The organism is Cellulosimicrobium sp. KWT-B (assembly GCF_002127155.1).
In the GTDB taxonomy this organism is placed as follows: Bacteria; Actinomycetota; Actinomycetes; order Actinomycetales; family Cellulomonadaceae; genus Cellulosimicrobium; species Cellulosimicrobium funkei.
This window is the reverse complement of the sequence record NZ_NEDO01000001.1, coordinates 108985-125044: the sequence shown is the minus strand read 5'-3', so window position 1 is coordinate 125044 and position 16060 is coordinate 108985. Positions and strand designations below refer to the sequence as shown.

15 protein-coding genes are annotated in these 16060 nt (G+C 75.4%); 7 read left to right on the top strand and 8 right to left on the bottom strand.

The features are described from left to right. Positions 1-2: 2 nt before the first annotated feature. Both B9L22_RS00550 and B9L22_RS00545 read right to left on the bottom strand, forming a co-directional pair. The gene (locus tag B9L22_RS00550) at positions 3-512 is read right to left on the bottom strand and encodes a DUF1003 domain-containing protein (protein WP_086148880.1); all 510 of its coding nucleotides are present in this window, start codon (positions 510-512) and stop codon (positions 3-5) included. Then, positions 505-1848 carry a magnesium transporter MgtE N-terminal domain-containing protein gene (locus tag B9L22_RS00545; RefSeq protein ID WP_086148879.1) on the bottom strand — a complete coding sequence of 448 codons (1344 nt, stop codon included), beginning with the start codon at positions 1846-1848 and terminating at the stop codon, positions 505-507. Before B9L22_RS00545 ends, B9L22_RS00550 begins: the two co-directional genes overlap by 8 nt. Positions 1849-1992: 144 nt before the next feature. Between B9L22_RS00545 and B9L22_RS00540 the strand changes: the two genes are divergently transcribed. Next, the gene (locus tag B9L22_RS00540) at positions 1993-2775 is read left to right on the top strand and encodes a general stress protein (protein WP_086148878.1); all 783 of its coding nucleotides are present in this window, start codon (positions 1993-1995) and stop codon (positions 2773-2775) included. A gap of 279 nt (positions 2776-3054) precedes the next feature. On the opposite strand, the gene B9L22_RS00535 is transcribed toward B9L22_RS00540, so the two are convergent. Continuing rightward, positions 3055-4707, bottom strand: coding sequence for an aminopeptidase P family protein (locus tag B9L22_RS00535; protein ID WP_086148877.1), 1653 nt, complete (start codon positions 4705-4707; stop codon positions 3055-3057). Beyond that, entirely contained in the window at positions 4704-5609 is a 906-nt protein-coding gene (locus B9L22_RS00530; protein ID WP_233139543.1) for an alpha/beta fold hydrolase, read from the bottom strand. Before B9L22_RS00530 ends, B9L22_RS00535 begins: the two co-directional genes overlap by 4 nt. A gap of 118 nt (positions 5610-5727) precedes the next feature. Between B9L22_RS00530 and B9L22_RS00525 the strand changes: the two genes are divergently transcribed. Then, complete coding sequence (locus B9L22_RS00525; RefSeq protein ID WP_085388342.1) at positions 5728-6567, top strand: PHP domain-containing protein; 840 nt, start codon at positions 5728-5730, stop codon at positions 6565-6567. A 7-nt stretch (positions 6568-6574) separates the two neighbouring features. After that, positions 6575-7207, top strand: coding sequence for a MarC family protein (locus tag B9L22_RS00520; RefSeq protein WP_086148876.1), 633 nt, complete (start codon positions 6575-6577; stop codon positions 7205-7207). An 83-nt stretch (positions 7208-7290) separates the two neighbouring features. Here B9L22_RS00520 and B9L22_RS00515 read toward each other — a convergent pair whose 3' ends face one another. Next, entirely contained in the window at positions 7291-9117 is a 1827-nt protein-coding gene (locus B9L22_RS00515; protein ID WP_086148875.1) for a chitinase, read from the bottom strand. A 140-nt stretch (positions 9118-9257) separates the two neighbouring features. Here B9L22_RS00515 and B9L22_RS00510 point away from each other — a divergent pair, with 140 nt between their 5' ends. Both B9L22_RS00510 and B9L22_RS00505 read left to right on the top strand, forming a co-directional pair. Further along, positions 9258-9983 (top strand): FadR/GntR family transcriptional regulator, encoded by a 726-nt coding sequence (locus B9L22_RS00510; protein WP_086148874.1) that lies wholly within the window; start codon positions 9258-9260, stop codon positions 9981-9983. Further along, positions 9980-11170: an MFS transporter gene (locus B9L22_RS00505; protein WP_086148873.1), complete on the top strand. Its 1191-nt coding sequence runs from the start codon at positions 9980-9982 to the stop codon at positions 11168-11170. The genes B9L22_RS00510 and B9L22_RS00505 overlap by 4 nt, the downstream gene beginning before the upstream one ends. A gap of 90 nt (positions 11171-11260) precedes the next feature. On the opposite strand, the gene B9L22_RS00500 is transcribed toward B9L22_RS00505, so the two are convergent. Beyond that, entirely contained in the window at positions 11261-12928 is a 1668-nt protein-coding gene (locus B9L22_RS00500; RefSeq protein ID WP_086148872.1) for a DEAD/DEAH box helicase, read from the bottom strand. Positions 12929-13170: 242 nt separating this feature from the next. On the opposite strand from B9L22_RS00500, the gene B9L22_RS00495 reads away from it, so the two are divergent. Beyond that, positions 13171-13884 (top strand): ferritin-like fold-containing protein, encoded by a 714-nt coding sequence (locus B9L22_RS00495; RefSeq protein WP_086148871.1) that lies wholly within the window; start codon positions 13171-13173, stop codon positions 13882-13884. 73 nt (positions 13885-13957) lie between these two features. Here the strand turns inward: B9L22_RS00495 and B9L22_RS00490 are convergent, their stop codons facing one another. Next, positions 13958-14182 carry a DUF3107 domain-containing protein gene (locus B9L22_RS00490; RefSeq protein ID WP_034654117.1) on the bottom strand — a complete coding sequence of 75 codons (225 nt, stop codon included), beginning with the start codon at positions 14180-14182 and terminating at the stop codon, positions 13958-13960. Positions 14183-14276: 94 nt separating this feature from the next. Further along, positions 14277-15014, bottom strand: coding sequence for a TetR/AcrR family transcriptional regulator (locus B9L22_RS00485; RefSeq protein WP_086148870.1), 738 nt, complete (start codon positions 15012-15014; stop codon positions 14277-14279). Between the two features lie 66 nt (positions 15015-15080). Between B9L22_RS00485 and B9L22_RS00480 the strand changes: the two genes are divergently transcribed. Beyond that, a complete protein-coding gene (locus B9L22_RS00480; RefSeq protein WP_233139541.1) occupies positions 15081-16052 on the top strand; it encodes a DUF3152 domain-containing protein in 972 nt (323 codons plus the stop codon). Positions 16053-16060 lie beyond the last annotated feature (8 nt).

The window sequence follows — 16060 nt, the reverse complement described above, 5'->3', positions numbered from 1 at the left end:
GGTCAGCGGTCGGCGACCTCGTCGTCGGGCTGACGCGCCGCCTTCTCCTCCAGCTCCTCGAGCAGGTTGCGAATCTCGGACCGCACGAAGTCGCGCGTGGCGACCTCGCTCAGCGCGATGCGCAGCGCGGCCATCTCGCGCGCGAGGTACTCGGTGTCCGCGAGGTTGCGCTCCGCGCGCTGGCGGTCCTGCTCGGCGGTGACGCGGTCGCGGTCGTCCTGCCGGTTCTGCGCGAGGAGGATGAGCGGCGCGGCGTACGACGCCTGGAGCGAGAGCATGAGCGTGAGCGCGGTGAACCCGAACTCGGCGGAGTCGAACCGCAGCCCCTCCGGGCCCCACGAGTTCCACGCGATCCACAGCGCGCAGAAGACGGTGAGGTAGACGAGGAACCGCGGGGTGCCGAGGAAGCGCGCGATGCCCTCGGTCGAGCGGCCGACGGCGTCCTGGTCGACCTTGACGCGCGGGAAGAACGTGCGGCGCGCGGTCTTCGGGGTGTCGAGACGGTCAGCCACGGGCCACCCCCGCGGTGCCCGGACGGCCGGGCGTGCCCGCGGTGGGCGTGCGCCCGCCTGCGACGGCCCGGCGCGCGGCCTCGGTGTCCTCGTCGTCGGTCTCGCGCCAGTCGTCGGGCAGCATGTGGTCGAGCACGTCGTCCACGCTGATCGCGCCGAGCAGGCGTTTCTCGGCGTCGAGCACCGGCACGCACAGCAGGTCGTAGGTCGCGAGGATGCGGGTCACGCGTCCGAGCGGCGCGTCGGGCGTGACGCCCTCGACGTCGGAGTCGAGCACCGAGCCGACGGCCGCGTGCGGGGGCTCGCGCAGCAGGCGCTGGAAGTGCGCGACGCCGAGGAACCGGCCCGTGGGCGTCTCGAGCGGCGGGCGCGCGACGAACACCATCGACGCGAGCGCGGGCGCGAGGTCCTTGCGGCGGATCTGCGCGAGCGCGGTCGCGATGGTGGTCTCCGGGCCGAGCACGACCGGGTCGGACGTCATGAGCCCGCCCGCGGTGTCCTCGGCGTATGACAGGAGACGGCGCACGTCGCGCGCCTCGTCGGGCTCCATGAGCTCGAGGAGCTGGGCGGCCTGGGCCTCCGGGAGCTCGTGCAGCAGGTCGGCCGCGTCGTCGGGCTGCATCGCCTCGAGGACGTCGGCGGCGCGGTCCGTGTCGAGCCCGGAGAGGATCGCGACCTGGTCGTCCTCGGGCAGCTCCTCCAGGACGTCGGCGAGCCGCTCGTTGTCGAGCGCGCCCGCGACCTCGAGCCGGCGCGTGTCGCCGAGGTCGTGGATGACGTCGGCGAGGTCGGCGGGCTTGAGGTCGTCGTAGGCGGCGAGGAGCATCGCGGCGCCCTGCGCCTCGGTGCTCCCGGCGAGCCCGGTCACGGCGTCGACGTCGACGACGAGCGCGTCGCCCCGTCGGCGCAGCCCGAGCGTCCCCTTGTGCTGCGCCTGCCGGCGCACGTACAGCTTGGTGACGAGCCAGTCGCCGGTGCGCTGGCGCTCGATCGCGAGGTCCTCGACCGTCGCCGAGCCCGACCCGTCGACGAACTGGACCGTGCGCTCCAGGAGCTCGCTCACGGCGAGCGTCTCCATCGCGCGCTGCTCGAACCGGCGCATGTTGACGAGCCCGGTGGAGATGACCTGGCCCGCGTCGATGCTCGTCACGCGCGTCAGGGGCAGGAAGACCCGACGCCGGCCGGGCACCTCGACGACCAGGCCCACCGCGCGCGGGGCTCCCTTGGGCCGGATGAGCACGACGACGTCCCGCACCCGCCCGACCTGGTCGCCGATGGGGTCGAACACGCTGGTCCCGGCCAGGCGCGCGACGAAGACGGTGGTGGCTGCACTCACGCCGCCAGCCTACGCACGCGCCCCCGTCGCCGCGCTCCGTCCCGGCAGGTGGCGGGCGTCACCGGTCGCCTCCCGGCCGTCGGTCGCGGGCCGGGCGCCGGGACGGCCCTCGCGCGCTCCGCCCGGGTAGGACAGACTGGGCGAATGAGCATGTCACGCCCGGGCGCCGTCCCCCGTGTCCCCACCCCGCCGCGCGGCGAGGAGGTGGCGTCGTACGCGACCTACCTCGAGGCGCAGAAGGCGGTCGACTTCCTCTCGGACAACAAGTTCGCGGTCGAGCTCGTGACGATCGTCGGCACCGACCTCAAGATGGTCGAGCGCGTGACGGGCCGCCTCACCTACGGCCGCGTGGCGATCGCGGGTGCCGCGTCCGGCGCGTGGTTCGGCCTCTTCGTCGGCCTGCTGCTCTTCATGTTCTCCGGCCAGGGCGGGTTCGTGCTCACCGCCGTGGGGATCGGTGCCGGGTTCGGCCTGCTCTTCTCGGTGCTGTCGTACGCGCTGACGCAGGGCAAGCGCGACTTCACGTCGCAGAGCCAGATCGTCGCCTCGTCCTACGGCATCCTCTGCGCGCCCGAGCGCGCGGGCGAGGCGCGCCAGCTCCTGGGCCGGATGCCCGAGGGGGCGGGCGGCGTCCGCGGGCCCGCCGCGCCGGCCAACCCCGGCTGGGGCACGCCCGGCACCACGCCCCCCGCGGCGCCGCCCGCGCCGACCCCGGAGCCCTCGGCGGGCGTCCCCGCGCCGGCCCCTCCGGCGGCGCCCCCGACCCGCACGCCCGACCCGCGCTGGACGACGCCGACGGGCGAGCCGCGCTACGGCGCGATGCGCCCGACGTCGGACCAGCCGACCGACGCGCCGGCACCCGACGCCGCACCCGGGCAGGCGCCCGCCCCCGGCGCGCACCCCGACCAGCCCGAGCGCCCCGCCTGACGCACCGCTCGCGGGTCGACCGGGACGTCTCTCGGAGGAGACGACGAGGGCCGGCCGTCGGACGTCGTCGTCCGTCGGCCGGCCCTCGCGGAAGCGCCGCTAGCGCTTCCGCGACTTCACTGCGGTCTCGGCAGCCCTCTCGCGCTTCTGGGCGCGCTTCTCCTTGATGGACATCGACGCTTCCTTCTTGATGCTCTTCGCCACGTGAGTTCACCTCCCCTCACCGGTGGATGAACGGGCCACCATAGCCCAGTTCCTCCGCCGGTGAGCCGGGCCCGCTCAGCCGCGCAGCCGCGCCATCCAGGCCTCGACGTCCTCGGGCCGACGGGGGAGCGCGGCCGACAGGTTCTCGTTGCCGTCGGCGGTGACGAGGACGTCGTCCTCGATGCGGACGCCGATGCCGCGGTACTCCGCCGGGACGGCCAGGTCGTCCGCCTTGAAGTACAGGCCCGGCTCGATCGTGAAGACCATGCCCGGCTCGAGCACCCCGTCGAGGTAGAGCTCGCGGCGTGCCTGCGCGCAGTCGTGCACGTCGAGGCCGAGGTGGTGGCTCGTGCCATGCACCATCCAGCGGCGGTGCTGCTGGCCCTCGGACGAGAGCGACTCGGCGGCGCTCACCGGGAGCAGGCCCCACTCCTCCAGGCGCGCGGCGATGACCTCCATCGCGGCGGCGTGCACGTCGCGGAAGCGCGCCCCCGGCACCGCGACCGCGAACGCGGCGTCCGCGGCGTCGAGCACGGCCTGGTACACGCGGCGCTGGACCTCGGTGAACTCGCCGTCGACGGGCAGCGTGCGCGTCACGTCGGCCGTGTAGAGCGAGTCGACCTCGACGCCCGCGTCGAGCAGCACGAGCTCCCCGGTCCGCACGACGCCGTCGTTGCGGATCCAGTGCAGCGTCGTCGCGTGCTCGCCGGCCGCGGCGATCGTCTCGTACCCGACGGTGTTCCCCTCGAGGCGCGCGTGGGCGTCGAACGTCGTCTCGATGACGCGCTCGCCGCGACGGTGCCCGACGGCGCGCGGCAGGCTCCGGACGACCTCCTCGAAGCCCGCGATCGTCGCCGCGACGGCCTCGCGCATCTGCTCGACCTCGTGCGCGTCCTTGACCAGGCGCAGCTCGGAGACGGCCTCGACGAGCGCGGCGTCCGTGCGGCGGTACGCGGCCTCGGCGCGCGCGAGCCACTCGGCCTCGGAGAGCTGCTGGTCCTCGGCGGACGCGGCCGTCTCGACGTCGTCGACGCCCGCCTCCGCGCGGATCGCCTCGACGAGCGCCTCCACGGCCTCGTCCGCGCCCGCGACGACGAGGAGCGTGACCCCGCCGGCGCCGACGTCCTTCGCGAGCGCGTCGCGCAGCTCGTCGACGTGCCGCGCCTCCACGCCGGTCGCGGTCGTGACGTCGTCGAGCGACGGGCGGGCGCCGACCCAGAACTCGCCGTACCGCGCGTCCGCGTAGAACTCCTCCGTGTCGCGCGCGGCGAGCGGGCGGACGTACAGCACGGCGTGGTGGTCGGACCCGGCATCCCCGGTGCCTGGCTCCACGGGGTGCAGCACGAGCACCGCGTCGGGCTCCTGGTCCGTGCCGTAGCCGGTGAGGTGCGCGAACGCCGAGTGCGGGCGGAAGCGGTAGTCCGTGTCGTTCGAGCGCGTCTTCAGCGGGCCGGCGGGCACGACGAGGCGCGCGCCCGGGAACCGGGCCGACAGCGCGGCGCGGCGCGCGACGGTGAACGGCGCGGCCGGCAGCGGCTCGACGTCGAGCGCGGCGCGCGGCGCCCAGCCGCTCGTGATGAAGGCCTTGAACGCGTCGGAGTCCGGGCGCTGGGAGCGGTTGCTCCCGCGCGCGGCCAGGTCCTGGGCCTCGCCGGGGCCGGCGTGCTCGGCGGCCTGGTCGGGCGTCTCGGACAGGGGCGCGGGCGTGACGGGGGTGGCGTCGGTCATGCCCCCAGTCTCGCACCGCGCACGCGGCCGAAGTCGGCGAGCGCGCGCCCGAGCACGCGGTTGAAGGCCTCGGGGGCCTCGCTGTTGACGTCGTGGCCGGCGCGCGGCACGACGACGAGCGCCGCGTCCGCGGCCGCGGCGAGGTAGCGCTGCTCGTCGAGGCGCATGTGGTCGCGCGCGCCGTTGACGAGCCACACGGGGACGTCGACGTCCCGCACGTGGGCGAGCCACGAGCGGCCCGCGAGCTGGGTGAGCGCGTCGGTGACGACGTGCCAGCCGGGCGCGACCGGCGTCGGCGGCCCGGCGTCGGCCGGCCCGGCCAGCGCGTACGACGACGCGGCACCGCCCGGCAGGCCGCGCCCGCCGCGGGCGATCGTGCCCCACGCGGTCGCGGTCGTGCGCGCGGCCCAGCGCGCGCCGCGACCGACGGCGCCGCCCCCGGCGACGACGAGGCGCGCGACGTCGCGGTACAGCGCGACGGGCTTGCCCTTGGGGTCGGACGTGCAGGCCGCGGCCACCACGCCCGCGAGGTTCGCGGGACGTCGGGCCGCCCAGGCGAGCGACGTGTAGCCGCCGAGCGAGAGGCCGACGAGCGCGACCCGGCGGTCGGGGCCGAACGACGCGGCCGCCTCGTCGAGCACCTCGAAGGAGCGGTCGAGCGTGAAGCGCTCGTGCGCGCGGGCGCCGTGCGCGGGCAGGTCGACCGCGACGGCGTCGTGGCCGAGGGCGCGCACGTGCTCGACCTGGTGGTCCCAGATCGCGCCCGAGGTGCGCATGCCGTGGACGAAGACCACCGCGGGCGGGGCCTGCGCGGGGTCGGGCGACGCCGGCATCGAGGGGGTCGAGGGGGTCGAGGGGGAGGTCGTCGCGAGGGCTGCCGTGGGGGGCGTCGTGAGGGTCATCGCTCCCGACTCTGGCACCCCAGCCTGGGACGACCGTGGGGAGCGGCCGCGCCCCGTGTGGACATCGTGTGGGGGTCCCGTGCCGCCGCCTCGGTGGGTCGTCACTATCCTGGTCCCCGTGCGCATCGACCTCCACACCCACTCGACCGCGTCCGACGGCACGGACGCCCCGGGGGAGGTCGTCGAGGCGGCCGCCGCGGCCGGGCTCGACGTCGTGGCGCTCACCGACCACGACACGACGGCGGGCTGGGCGCAGGCGACGGACGCGGCGCTCGCGCACGGGGTCGCGCTCGTGCGCGGCGCGGAGATCTCGGCCCGCTCCGGCGGCATCAGCGTGCACGTGCTGTCCTACCTGCACGACCCGGCGCACGCCGCCCTCCTCGCCGAGCTGGACCGCACGCGCGACGCGCGCACGAGCCGGGCCCGGCGGATGGTCGACCTCATCGCCGAGGACTACCCGATCACGTGGGAGGATGTGCTCGCCCAGACCGTCGCGGGGACGACGATCGGGCGACCGCACATCGCCGACGCGCTCGTCGCGGCCGGGCTCGCGCCCGACCGCTCCGCCGCGTTCGCGACCATCCTCGCCACGGACACCCCGTACTACGTGCCCCACTACGCGCCCGACGCCGTCGTGGCCGTGCGCGGGATCCGCGCCGCGGGCGGCGTGCCCGTCTTCGCCCACCCCGGCGCGGACGGTCGCGGCCGCGTCGTGGCCGACGCCGTGATCGAGGAGATGGCCGAGGCGGGGCTCGCCGGGCTCGAGGTGTTCCACCGCGACCACGACGAGCGTCAGCGTGCACGGCTCGAGGACCTGGCCCGGACCCTGGGCCTGTTCGTCACCGGGTCGAGCGACTACCACGGGGCCGGCAAACCGAACCGGCTCGGGGAGAACACGACAGCACCGACCGTGCTGGAGCAGATCGAGGAGCTGGGACAGTTGGACGTGATCCGATGATCGGACGATGAGCGAGTTCTTCGACGTCCGGCTCTTCACGGAGGTCTTCGTCACCCTGTTCGTCATCATGGACCCGCCCGGCACGGTGCCGGTGTTCCTGGGCCTGACGAGCGCGATGGGCGCCAAGCAGCGCAACCAGGCGGCGCGCACCGCGATCCTCGTGGCGTTCGGCGTGATCGTCGTGTTCGCGGTGTTCGGCCAGCAGATCCTCAGCTACATGCACATCTCGCTGCCCGCGCTCCAGACGGCGGGCGGCCTGCTGCTGCTCCTCGTGGCGATGGAGCTGCTCACCGGGAAGATGGAGGAGCCTCAGCCGTCGGGCAACAAGGGCGTCAACGTCGCGCTCGTGCCGCTCGGGACGCCGCTGCTCGCCGGCCCGGGCGCGATCGTCGCGACGATGGTCTTCGTGCAGCGCGCGGGGGAGCGCGGCGGGGGCGTCGCCGAGTGGGTCGCCATCGCGGCGGGCGTCGTCGCGGTGCACGTGTGCCTGTGGCTCTCGATGCGCTTCGCGAACGTCATCAACCGCGTCCTCGGCGACTCGGGCACGATCCTCGTGACCCGGATCGCCGGTCTGCTGCTCGCGGCCATCGCCGTCCAGCTCGTCGCCGACGCCGTGATCGAGTTCGTCCAGACCGCCTGACCCGCGTCCCGCCGTCGGAGGCGACCGGCGTCCAGGGGCGAGGCCCCCGGACGCCGGTCGCGTGCGCGGTGGTGACCCGCTCGTCAGGGCCAGTACGCGTCGAAGCTCCGGGAGAACTCGCCGCCGTTGAAGCGGTCCCAGTTGATCGACCACGTCATGAGGCCGCGCAGCCCCGGCCAGCGCCCGTGGGTCCGGTACGACCCGCAGCCCGTGCCCTTCGTGAGGCAGTCCAGGGCCTGGGCGACCTGCGCGGGCGGGGTGTGGCCGTTCCCCGCCTGCGTGCTGGCCGGCAGGCCGATCGCGACCTGCTCGGGGCGCAGCGGGGGGAACATCTTCGTCGTGTCGCGCGCGACCGGGAAGCCGGTGAGCAGCATGTCCGTCAGCGCGACGTGGAAGTCCGCGCCGCCCATCGAGTGGTACTGGTCGTCGAGCCCCATGATCGGTCCCGAGTTGTAGTGCTGGACGTGGAGCAGCGTCAGGTCGTCGCGCAGCGCGTGGATCACCGGCAGGTAGGCGCCGCAGCGCGGGTCCTGGCCGCCCCACGGGCCCGAGCCGTAGAACTGGTAGCCGTTCTGGACGAAGAAGGTCTCCGGCGCCATCGTCAGCACGAAGTCGTCGCCGTACCGCGCCGTGAGCGTCTTGAGCGCGGAGATGAGGTGGACGATCACGGGGGTGGTCGGGGAGCGGAAGTCCGTGTCTCCCGGGTTCAGGTACAGCGAGTGCCCCTCGAAGTCGATGTCGACCCCGTCCAGCCCGTAGGTGTCGATGATCGAGCTCACGGAGGCGACGAACGCGTCCCGCGCGGCGGTCGTCGTGAGCTGGACCTGTCCGTTCTGCCCGCCGATCGACAGGAGCACCTTCTTCCCGGCCGCGCGCTTGGCGGCGACGGCGGCCCTGAACTCCGCGACCGTCTCCACGTTCGGGCACTCGGTCCGCGGGCAGAGGCTGAACCGGATGTCGCCGGACGTGACGCTCGTCGGCTCGCCGAACGCGAGGTTGATGACGTCCCACGAGTCCGGGACGTCCGCCATCCGGACGTAGCCCGAGCCGTTGGCGAACGACGTGTGCAGGTAGCCGACGAGCGCGTGCGCCGGCAGCCCGGCGCCGGGTCCGCCGCCGGTGCCGCCGGTCGCCGTGGTGACGGCGACGGCGGCGGAGCGGGGCGACTCGCCCGCGCCGTTGGTCGCGGTGACCTGGAAGGAGTAGGCGGTGGCGGCGGTGAGCCCGGAGACGGTGGTGGACGGGGCCGTGGTCGTGGCGACGCGGGTGCCGTCGCGGTAGACGGCGTAGCCGGTGGCGCCGGCGACGGCGCCCCAGGTGAGGGGCACGCTGGTGGCGGTGGGCGTCCCGGCCGTGAGGCCGGTGGGAGTCGCGGGCGGCTGCGCCGCGCCGCCGCCCGGGCCCACGAGGCTGACGTCGTCGACGAGGTAGGCGGGCTGGCCGTACCAGCCGTGCACGAAGACGGTCGCGGACGTCGCCGTCGCGGTCGTCGTGAAGGTCACGCTGAGCCGCTGCCAGGTCGCGGCCGAGGGCGTCCAGGTGGTGACGTCCTGCGCCGTCGCGCCGCTCGCCCCGAGGTACGCGTAGGAGCCCTGGACCCACGCGCTGAGCGTGTAGGTCGAGGAGGGCCGGACGGCGACGGTCTGCGAGCAGCGCGCGGTGTCGGTCCCGGTGGGCGTGGCCCGGAGCGCCCCGCTGCCGGTGCGGACCGGGCTCGTGACCTGCTGCCCCGTGGAGCCGGAGCAGGTCCACCCGGACAGCCCGGACTCGAACCCGCCGTTGACGGCGAGCTCGGTGTCCGCGGCCGCGGCGGTCGTGGTGCCGGTGAGGAGCGTCCCGACGAGCGTGGCGGAGGCGACCAGGGCGAGGAGGCTGCGCAGTCGTCGGCGTCGTGACGGGGTGGGGTCCATGGTGGTCTCGCTTTCGTCGTCGAAGGAGCGGTCCTGTCGCAAGGTCCTCGCGGTCCAGCGCGCTGGTCAACCCCCGTACGCGGGATCCCGTACGGCCGTCGCGACCCCCCGAGGCAAACAGGGGATGTTAGGTTCTTTCGGTGAACCAGCCGATCAGTCCTCCCCGCAAGGTGTCGGAGCTCGTCGTCGAACGGCTCATGCAGCGCGTCGAGCGCGGGGAGTGGCCCGTCGGCACGCGCATCCCGGCCGAGCCGGAGCTCGTCGCGGAGCTCGGCGTCGGGCGCAACACCGTGCGCGAGGCCGTGCGCGCGCTCGAGCACGCCGGGATCCTCGAGCCGCGGCGCGGCGACGGGACCTACGTGCGCGCGGCCGACGGGCTCGACGCCGCCCTGACCCGCCGGGCCCGCACCACGGACGCGCTGCACGTGCTCGAGGTGCGCGAGATCCTCGAGCGCGGCGCGGCGCGTGCCGCCGCCGGGCGGGCCGACGCCGTCGCGCTCCACCGACTCGACGCGGCGCTCGCGGCCCAGGTCGCGGCCCGCGACGGGGACGAGCAGACCTTCCAGGCCGCCGACGTCGCCTTCCACGGCGAGGTCGTGCGCGCCGCGGGCAACCCCCTGCTGGCCGACCTCTACGACGGGCTCGACCACGCGCTCGTCCGCACGCTCCCGTCCGGCGGGCAGCGTCGGCACCACCGCGACGTCCCCGGTCACGAGGAGGTCGTCGCGGCGGTCCGGGCGGCCGACGCCGAGGCGGCCGAGGCCGCCGTCGTCGCGACGATCGACGCCGTGCGGGCGCAGCTCGTCGAGGCCGCCACGGCCGGTCCCGGCCGCGCCGACGCCGACGCCGGCGAGGTCGAGGCGTGAGCGGGCTGCGCCGTCCGCTGGGGCTGGCCGCCGTCGTCGCGATCGTCCTCGCGGCGCTCAACCTCCGGCCGGCCGTGGTCGCGATCTCGCCCGTGCTCGGCGAGATCCGCTCGGACCTGGGCCTCAGCGCGACCGCGGCGGGCGTGCTCACGACGCTCCCCGTCCTGTGCTTCGGGCTCCTCGCGCCGCTCGCGCCCGTGCTCGCGCGGCGCTGGGGGCTCGAGCGCGCGCTCTTCGTGAGCCTCGTGCTGCTGTGCGTCGGCTTCGGGCTGCGCCTCGTGCCCTCGACCGTGGGGCTGTTCGCCGGGACGGTCGTCGCGGGGTGCGCGATCGGGCTCGGGAACGTGCTGCTGCCCGCGCTCATCAAGCGCGACTTCGCCGACCGCATCGGTCTCATGACCGGCCTCTACTCGATGGCGCTCTCCGGCGGGGCGGCGCTCGCGGCGGGCCTGACCCTGCCCGTCGCGTCCGCGGCCGGCCTCGACTGGCGCGGCGCGCTCGCGACCTGGGGCGTCCTCGCCGTGCTCGGGGCGATCGTCTGGGTGCCGCGCGCGCTGCGGCCCGACCCCGCCGGCACGGTGGCGTTCGGACCCGGCACGGGACCGGCCGCCGCGCGGTCGGCGGTGTGGCGCTCGCCGCTCGCCTGGGCGGTCACCGTCGTCATGGGCATGCAGTCGCTGTCGTTCTACGCGGTCAACGCCTGGCTGCCCGAGATCATGGTCGCGCTCGGCCGGACGCCGGAGGCGGGCGGCTGGCTCCTCGCGCTGTGCAACCTCGCGGGGATCGTCGGCTCGTTCGTGACCCCGGTCCTCGCCGGGCGCATGCCGCGCCAGCGCGGCATCGGCCTCGTGCTCGTGGCCCTCGTCGGCTCGGGGCTGCTCGGGCTCGCCGTCGCGCCGGGCGGCGCGGCGCTCTGGGTCGTGCTCATCGGCCTCGGGCAGGGCGGCGGGATCAGCCTCGCGCTCACCCTCATGGCGCTGCGGGCGCGCGACGCGGCGCACACGTCCGAGCTCTCCGGCATGGCGCAGAGCGCCGGCTACCTGCTCGCCGCGACCGGCCCGCTCGGCCTCGGGCTCGCGCACGACGTCACCGGCGCGTGGACCCTCCCGCTCCTGCTCCTCGTCGCCGCGGCGGCCGTCCAGGGCGTCGCGGTGTGGTTCGCCGGGCGCGACGCGCACGTGCACTGACCCCGGACGCGACGGACCCCGGGTCCCGTCCCCCGCGGTCTGGTGACCGTGGGGGCGCGACCCGGGGTCCGGCGTCGGGCCGTGGAGCGGCTACTCGGCGGGCTGGGCGGTCGCCTCGGCGCCGCCGCCCTGCTGCTCGACCGGGCGGCCGCCGCGCGTGCGACGACGGCTGCGGGACCGACGGCGGCGCTCGCCGCCCTCGGTCGCCGGGACGCCCTCGGTCGCCTCGGTGCGCTCGCCCTCGGCGCGAGCGCCCGTGCGCTCGGTCTCGCCGCGACGCCCGCCCGAGCGGCCCTGGCCCCCGGACCGGCTTCGCTCGCCCTCGGAGCGGCCACGGCCGCCGTCGGACCGGCCGCCCTGGCGACCGCGCGACCCGCCCGCGGGCGTGTGCCGCTTGCCGGTCTCGCCGAGGTCCTCGATCTCCTCCGCCTCGAGCCCCGCGAGCGTGCGCCGCTCCTTGGGGAGGCGGCCCTTCGTGCCCTCGGGGATGTGCAGGTCGGTGTACAGGTGCGGCGAGCTCGAGTACGTCTCGACCGGCTCGGGGATCCCGAGGTCGAGCGCCTTGTCGATGAGCGACCAGCGGGGGATGTCGTCCCAGTCGACGAACGTCACCGCGGTGCCCTTGTTGCCCGCGCGACCGGTGCGGCCGGTGCGGTGCAGGTACGTCTTCTCGTCCTCGGGGCACTGGTAGTTCACGACGTGCGTGACGTCCTCGACGTCGATGCCGCGCGCCGCGACGTCGGTCGCGACGAGCACGTCGATCTTGCCGTTGCGGAACGCGCGCAGCGCCTGCTCGCGCGCGCCCTGGCCCAGGTCGCCGTGGATCGAGCCGGCCGCGAAGCCGCGGTCGACGAGCTCGTCTGCGACCTTCGCCGCGGTCCGCTTGGTCCGCGCGAACACGATCGTGCGACCGCGGCCCTCGGCCTGGAGGATGCGCGCGAGCATCTCGACCTTGTCGAGCGCGTGCGCGCGGTAGACGACCTGCTCGATGTTCTTGACCGTCTGGCCGCCGTCGTCCGGGTCGTTCGCGCGGATGTGCGTCGGCTGCTTCATGTAGCGGCGCGCCATCGAGACGACGGCGCCCGGCATGGTCGCCGAGAAGAGCATCGTGTGCCGCTGGGCGGGCGTGCGCGCCAGGATCTTCTCGACGTCGGGGAGGAACCCGAGGTCGAGCATCTCGTCCGCCTCGTCGAGGACCACGGTGGCGGCGCGCGTGAGGTTGAGGTGGCCCTGGTTCATCAGGTCGATCATGCGGCCGGGCGTCCCGACGACGACCTCGACGCCGCGCGTCAGCGCCTCGACCTGCGGCTCGTAGGCGCGACCGCCGTACAGCTGGACGATGCGCACCGAGCGGCGCTTCGAGGCCGTGGTGAGGTCGTTCGCGACCTGGACGGCGAGCTCGCGCGTCGGGACGACGACGAGCGCCTGCGGCTTCCCGGGGGAGGGCAGCTCGTCGAAGCCGGGCTCGCCCGGGGCGACGACGCGGTGCAGCAGCGGCACGCCGAAGCCGAGGGTCTTGCCGGTGCCGGTCTTGGCCTGGCCGATGATGTCGTGGCCGGACATGGCGACCGGGAGCGTCATCGCCTGGATGGGGAAGGGCTGGACGATGCCCGCGTCGGAGAGCGCGTCGACGATCTCCTGGCGCACGCCGAAGTCCGCGAAGGTCGTGTTGTCCGCGTGGACGCTGGCGGCGACGGACGTCGCGTCCGCGCTCACGTCCGGCGTCGCGTCGGTGGTGGTGGCGTCTGTGGTGGTCACTGGTGCCTCTGTCTCGTTCGGGCACGCGCGACCGTCGGCGGGCCCGTCGGGGCCCGGAGCCGGGGAGGTTCCCGGTCGCGGTCGTGCGCACCTCGTGGCCGGCAGCCGATCGTGGGATGTCGTGGCCAGGCCCGCGCTGCGGACCGTGCCGTGCCGTCGTCGTACGCGTGACGAGCGTGAGGTCTGGACGACCGGGCAACCGATGTACGTCGGCCATGATATCGGAGAACTATCCTGGCCCGATGAGCGACGCCGAGCACGCGAGCCCCACGACCCTGCCCCCGGCGGACCACACCGACGCGGTGGAGCTGCTCGGCCTCGTCGCGTACACCGAGCTCGCGAGCTTCGGGCGCCTCGCGGGCGACGCCGCGCACGCGCCCACGCTGCGCCAGCGCCAGGCCCTGTCCCGCCTCGCGGCCGCGATGCTCGACCGGCAGGAGCGTGTGCTCGTGCGCGTCGAGGAGCTGGGCGGCGACCCGGCGGACTGCATGAGCCCGTTCGACGGCCTGTTCGACGACTTCGACGCGCGCACGAAGCCCAGCACGTGGTGGGAGGGCATTCTCAAGGGCTACGTGGGCCAGGGCGTCGCGGACGACTTCTGCCTCCTCGCGGCCCAGGGTCTCGACGAGCGCTCGCGCGACGTCGTCGTGCAGGCGCTCACGCACGACACCCCGTCGCAGCGCTACGCCCCGGTCATCGCCGAGGTCGCCGCCGAGGACCCGGTGCTCGCGTCGCGCCTCGCGCTGTGGGGTCGGCGCCTCGTCGGGGAAGCGCTCGGCGTCGTCGGCGACGTGCTGTCCAGGCGTCCCGCGCTCGCCCGGCTCGTGGCGGCGGGGGCCGAGCCGGTCGGCGCCGACGGCGGGAGCGGGCCCGCGCCCGCGACGCAGTCCTGGGTGTTCGCGCGCCTCACGGCGGAGCACTCCCGGCGGATGGACCGCCTGGGCCTCGCGGCATGACGAAGCCGCCGCCGCGCCCGGGGGCGCGACGGCGGCACGTGACGGTCGGGTCCCGACGCTCGGACCTGCAGGCTCAGAGGGAGCCGAAACCGACCCGGCGCTGCTCCTCGGTGCCGATCTCGACGTAGCCGAGCGACGCCGTCGGGACGATCACGCGGCGACCGCGCGAGTCGGTGAGCTCGAGGGCGGGGGCGCCGCCGAGCGCGTCGGCGACCGCCGTGGCCACGGCCTCGGCGGTCAGGTCCGTGTCGACGACGATCTCACGGGCCAGGTTCTGCACACCGATCGTGACTTCCACTCAGCTCTCCTCACAGCGGCTGCGCCAGGCGCAGCGACGACGGGCCTCGGGCCGCCGGCGGGCGTCCCACCGGCGACAACGCGATCGATAGTAGTCAGATTCCCGTCGCCGACCCGCCGGGCGCGCTGGGGGCGCCCGACAGCGGCCGCCGCAGCATGCCGCGCACCCCGCGCCACACGAGGCGCGGCACGAGCCGGGTGACGTCGTCCGCCGTCGCGCCGCCGTCCGGGCGCACGACCTCCGTCGCGGCGGCCCGCCCGACGGCGGTGCACGTCCGAGCGACGACGAGCGCCTCGTCGGCGTCGAGGTCCGTGATGCGCACGAGCACGTCGGCGAACGCGCCGGCGATCGTCGTGTCCGGCGCGAGCACGCGCGCCCGCACGACCGGGTCCCGCATGACGTCGGACTCGAAGAGCAGCGCGGCCGAGCGGCCGGCCGCGCGCGCGTACGCGACGTAGGCCCGCACGATGCCCTCGATCACGGCGAGGCCGTCGACGGCGAGGGCGTCGAGGTCGCCCGCGCGGTTCCCCGGCGCGGGCTCGCGGAACGGGTCCAGCGTCGCGTGCACGGCTCCCACGAGGCGTTCGCCCTGGTCGTCGACGATCGCGAGGTAGAGGTCGAGCTTCGACGGGAAGTGCCGGTACAGCACGGGCTTGCCGACCCCGGCACGGTCGGCGATGTCGTCCATCGAGATGTGGTGGTAGCCGTGGGAGGCGAAGAGCTCCTCGGCGATCGTGAGGAGCTGCGCGCGGCGCTCGTCGCGCGGCATCCGGGTGCGCAGGCCCGGGGGAGCGGCGGCCGCGCCGCGCGTGCGTCCCTCGGTGGCTCCCATGGGGGGAGGATACGGAAACCGCGGTTCGTGTCGACCTCCCGTCGCGAGGAGTGGGACGATGGGCGGGTGCCCGACAGACATACCCCCCCGAACCGCCTCTCGACCGCCCGTGCCGGGGGTCGCACGACGGGTCTGCGGCACGGGGCCGCGGTCGCCGCGTGCCTCGTCGTCGGACTCGGCGGCGGTGCGGCGACGGCGGAGGTCTGGGACCTGGGCCGGGCGGCGGGCACCGCGGCCGTTCCCGCCGCGGACGTCCGCGCGGAGCCGCCGGCCCCGGAGCGCGACGAGTCGGCGGCCGTGAGCCGGTCGTCCGTCGAGCGCGCGGGCGCCGTCGAGCAGGGCCCGGGCGTCCTCGGCCCGATCGCGCCGCGCCCGGACGCGATCACCGCGCCCGAGCCCGCCCCCGCCCCCACGACGACGCCCGAGCCCCTCGCGGAGCCGGCACCCGTCGAGACGCCCGAGGCCCCGGTCGCGGAGCCCGGCTCCGGTCTGGTCGGGACGGTCGTCGTCGCGCCGGACCTCGGCGGCAAGCTCGTCGTCGTGCCGGGGGAGAGCCCCGCGCCCGGGACGGGCACCGTCCGCTCCGTCCGGGTCGAGGTCGAGGCCGGGCTCCCCGTCGACGGCGAGGTGTTCGCCGCCGCGGTGCTCGCGACGCTCAACGACCCGCGCGGCTGGTCGGTCCCCGACGGCGTGACGTTCTCGCGGACGGCGGCCGACGACGCGTCGATCCGGGTCGTGCTCGCGAGCCCCGCCACGACCGACCGCCTGTGCGCCCCGCTGGCGACCGAGAGCCGCTACTCGTGCGGCAACTCGGTGACGGGCGCCGCCGTGCTGAACTTCGAGCGGTGGGTGCTCGGGGCGCCCGACTTCGGCGACGACCTCGCCACGTACCGGCAGTACCTCGTCAACCACGAGGTCGGGCACGTGCTCGGGCACGGCCACGAGGACTGCCCCGCGCCGGGCGCCGTCGCCCCGGTGATGGTCCAGCAGTCCATCTCGGCCCAGGGCTGCCTGACCAACGGCTGGCCCGTCCCGTAACCCCCGGC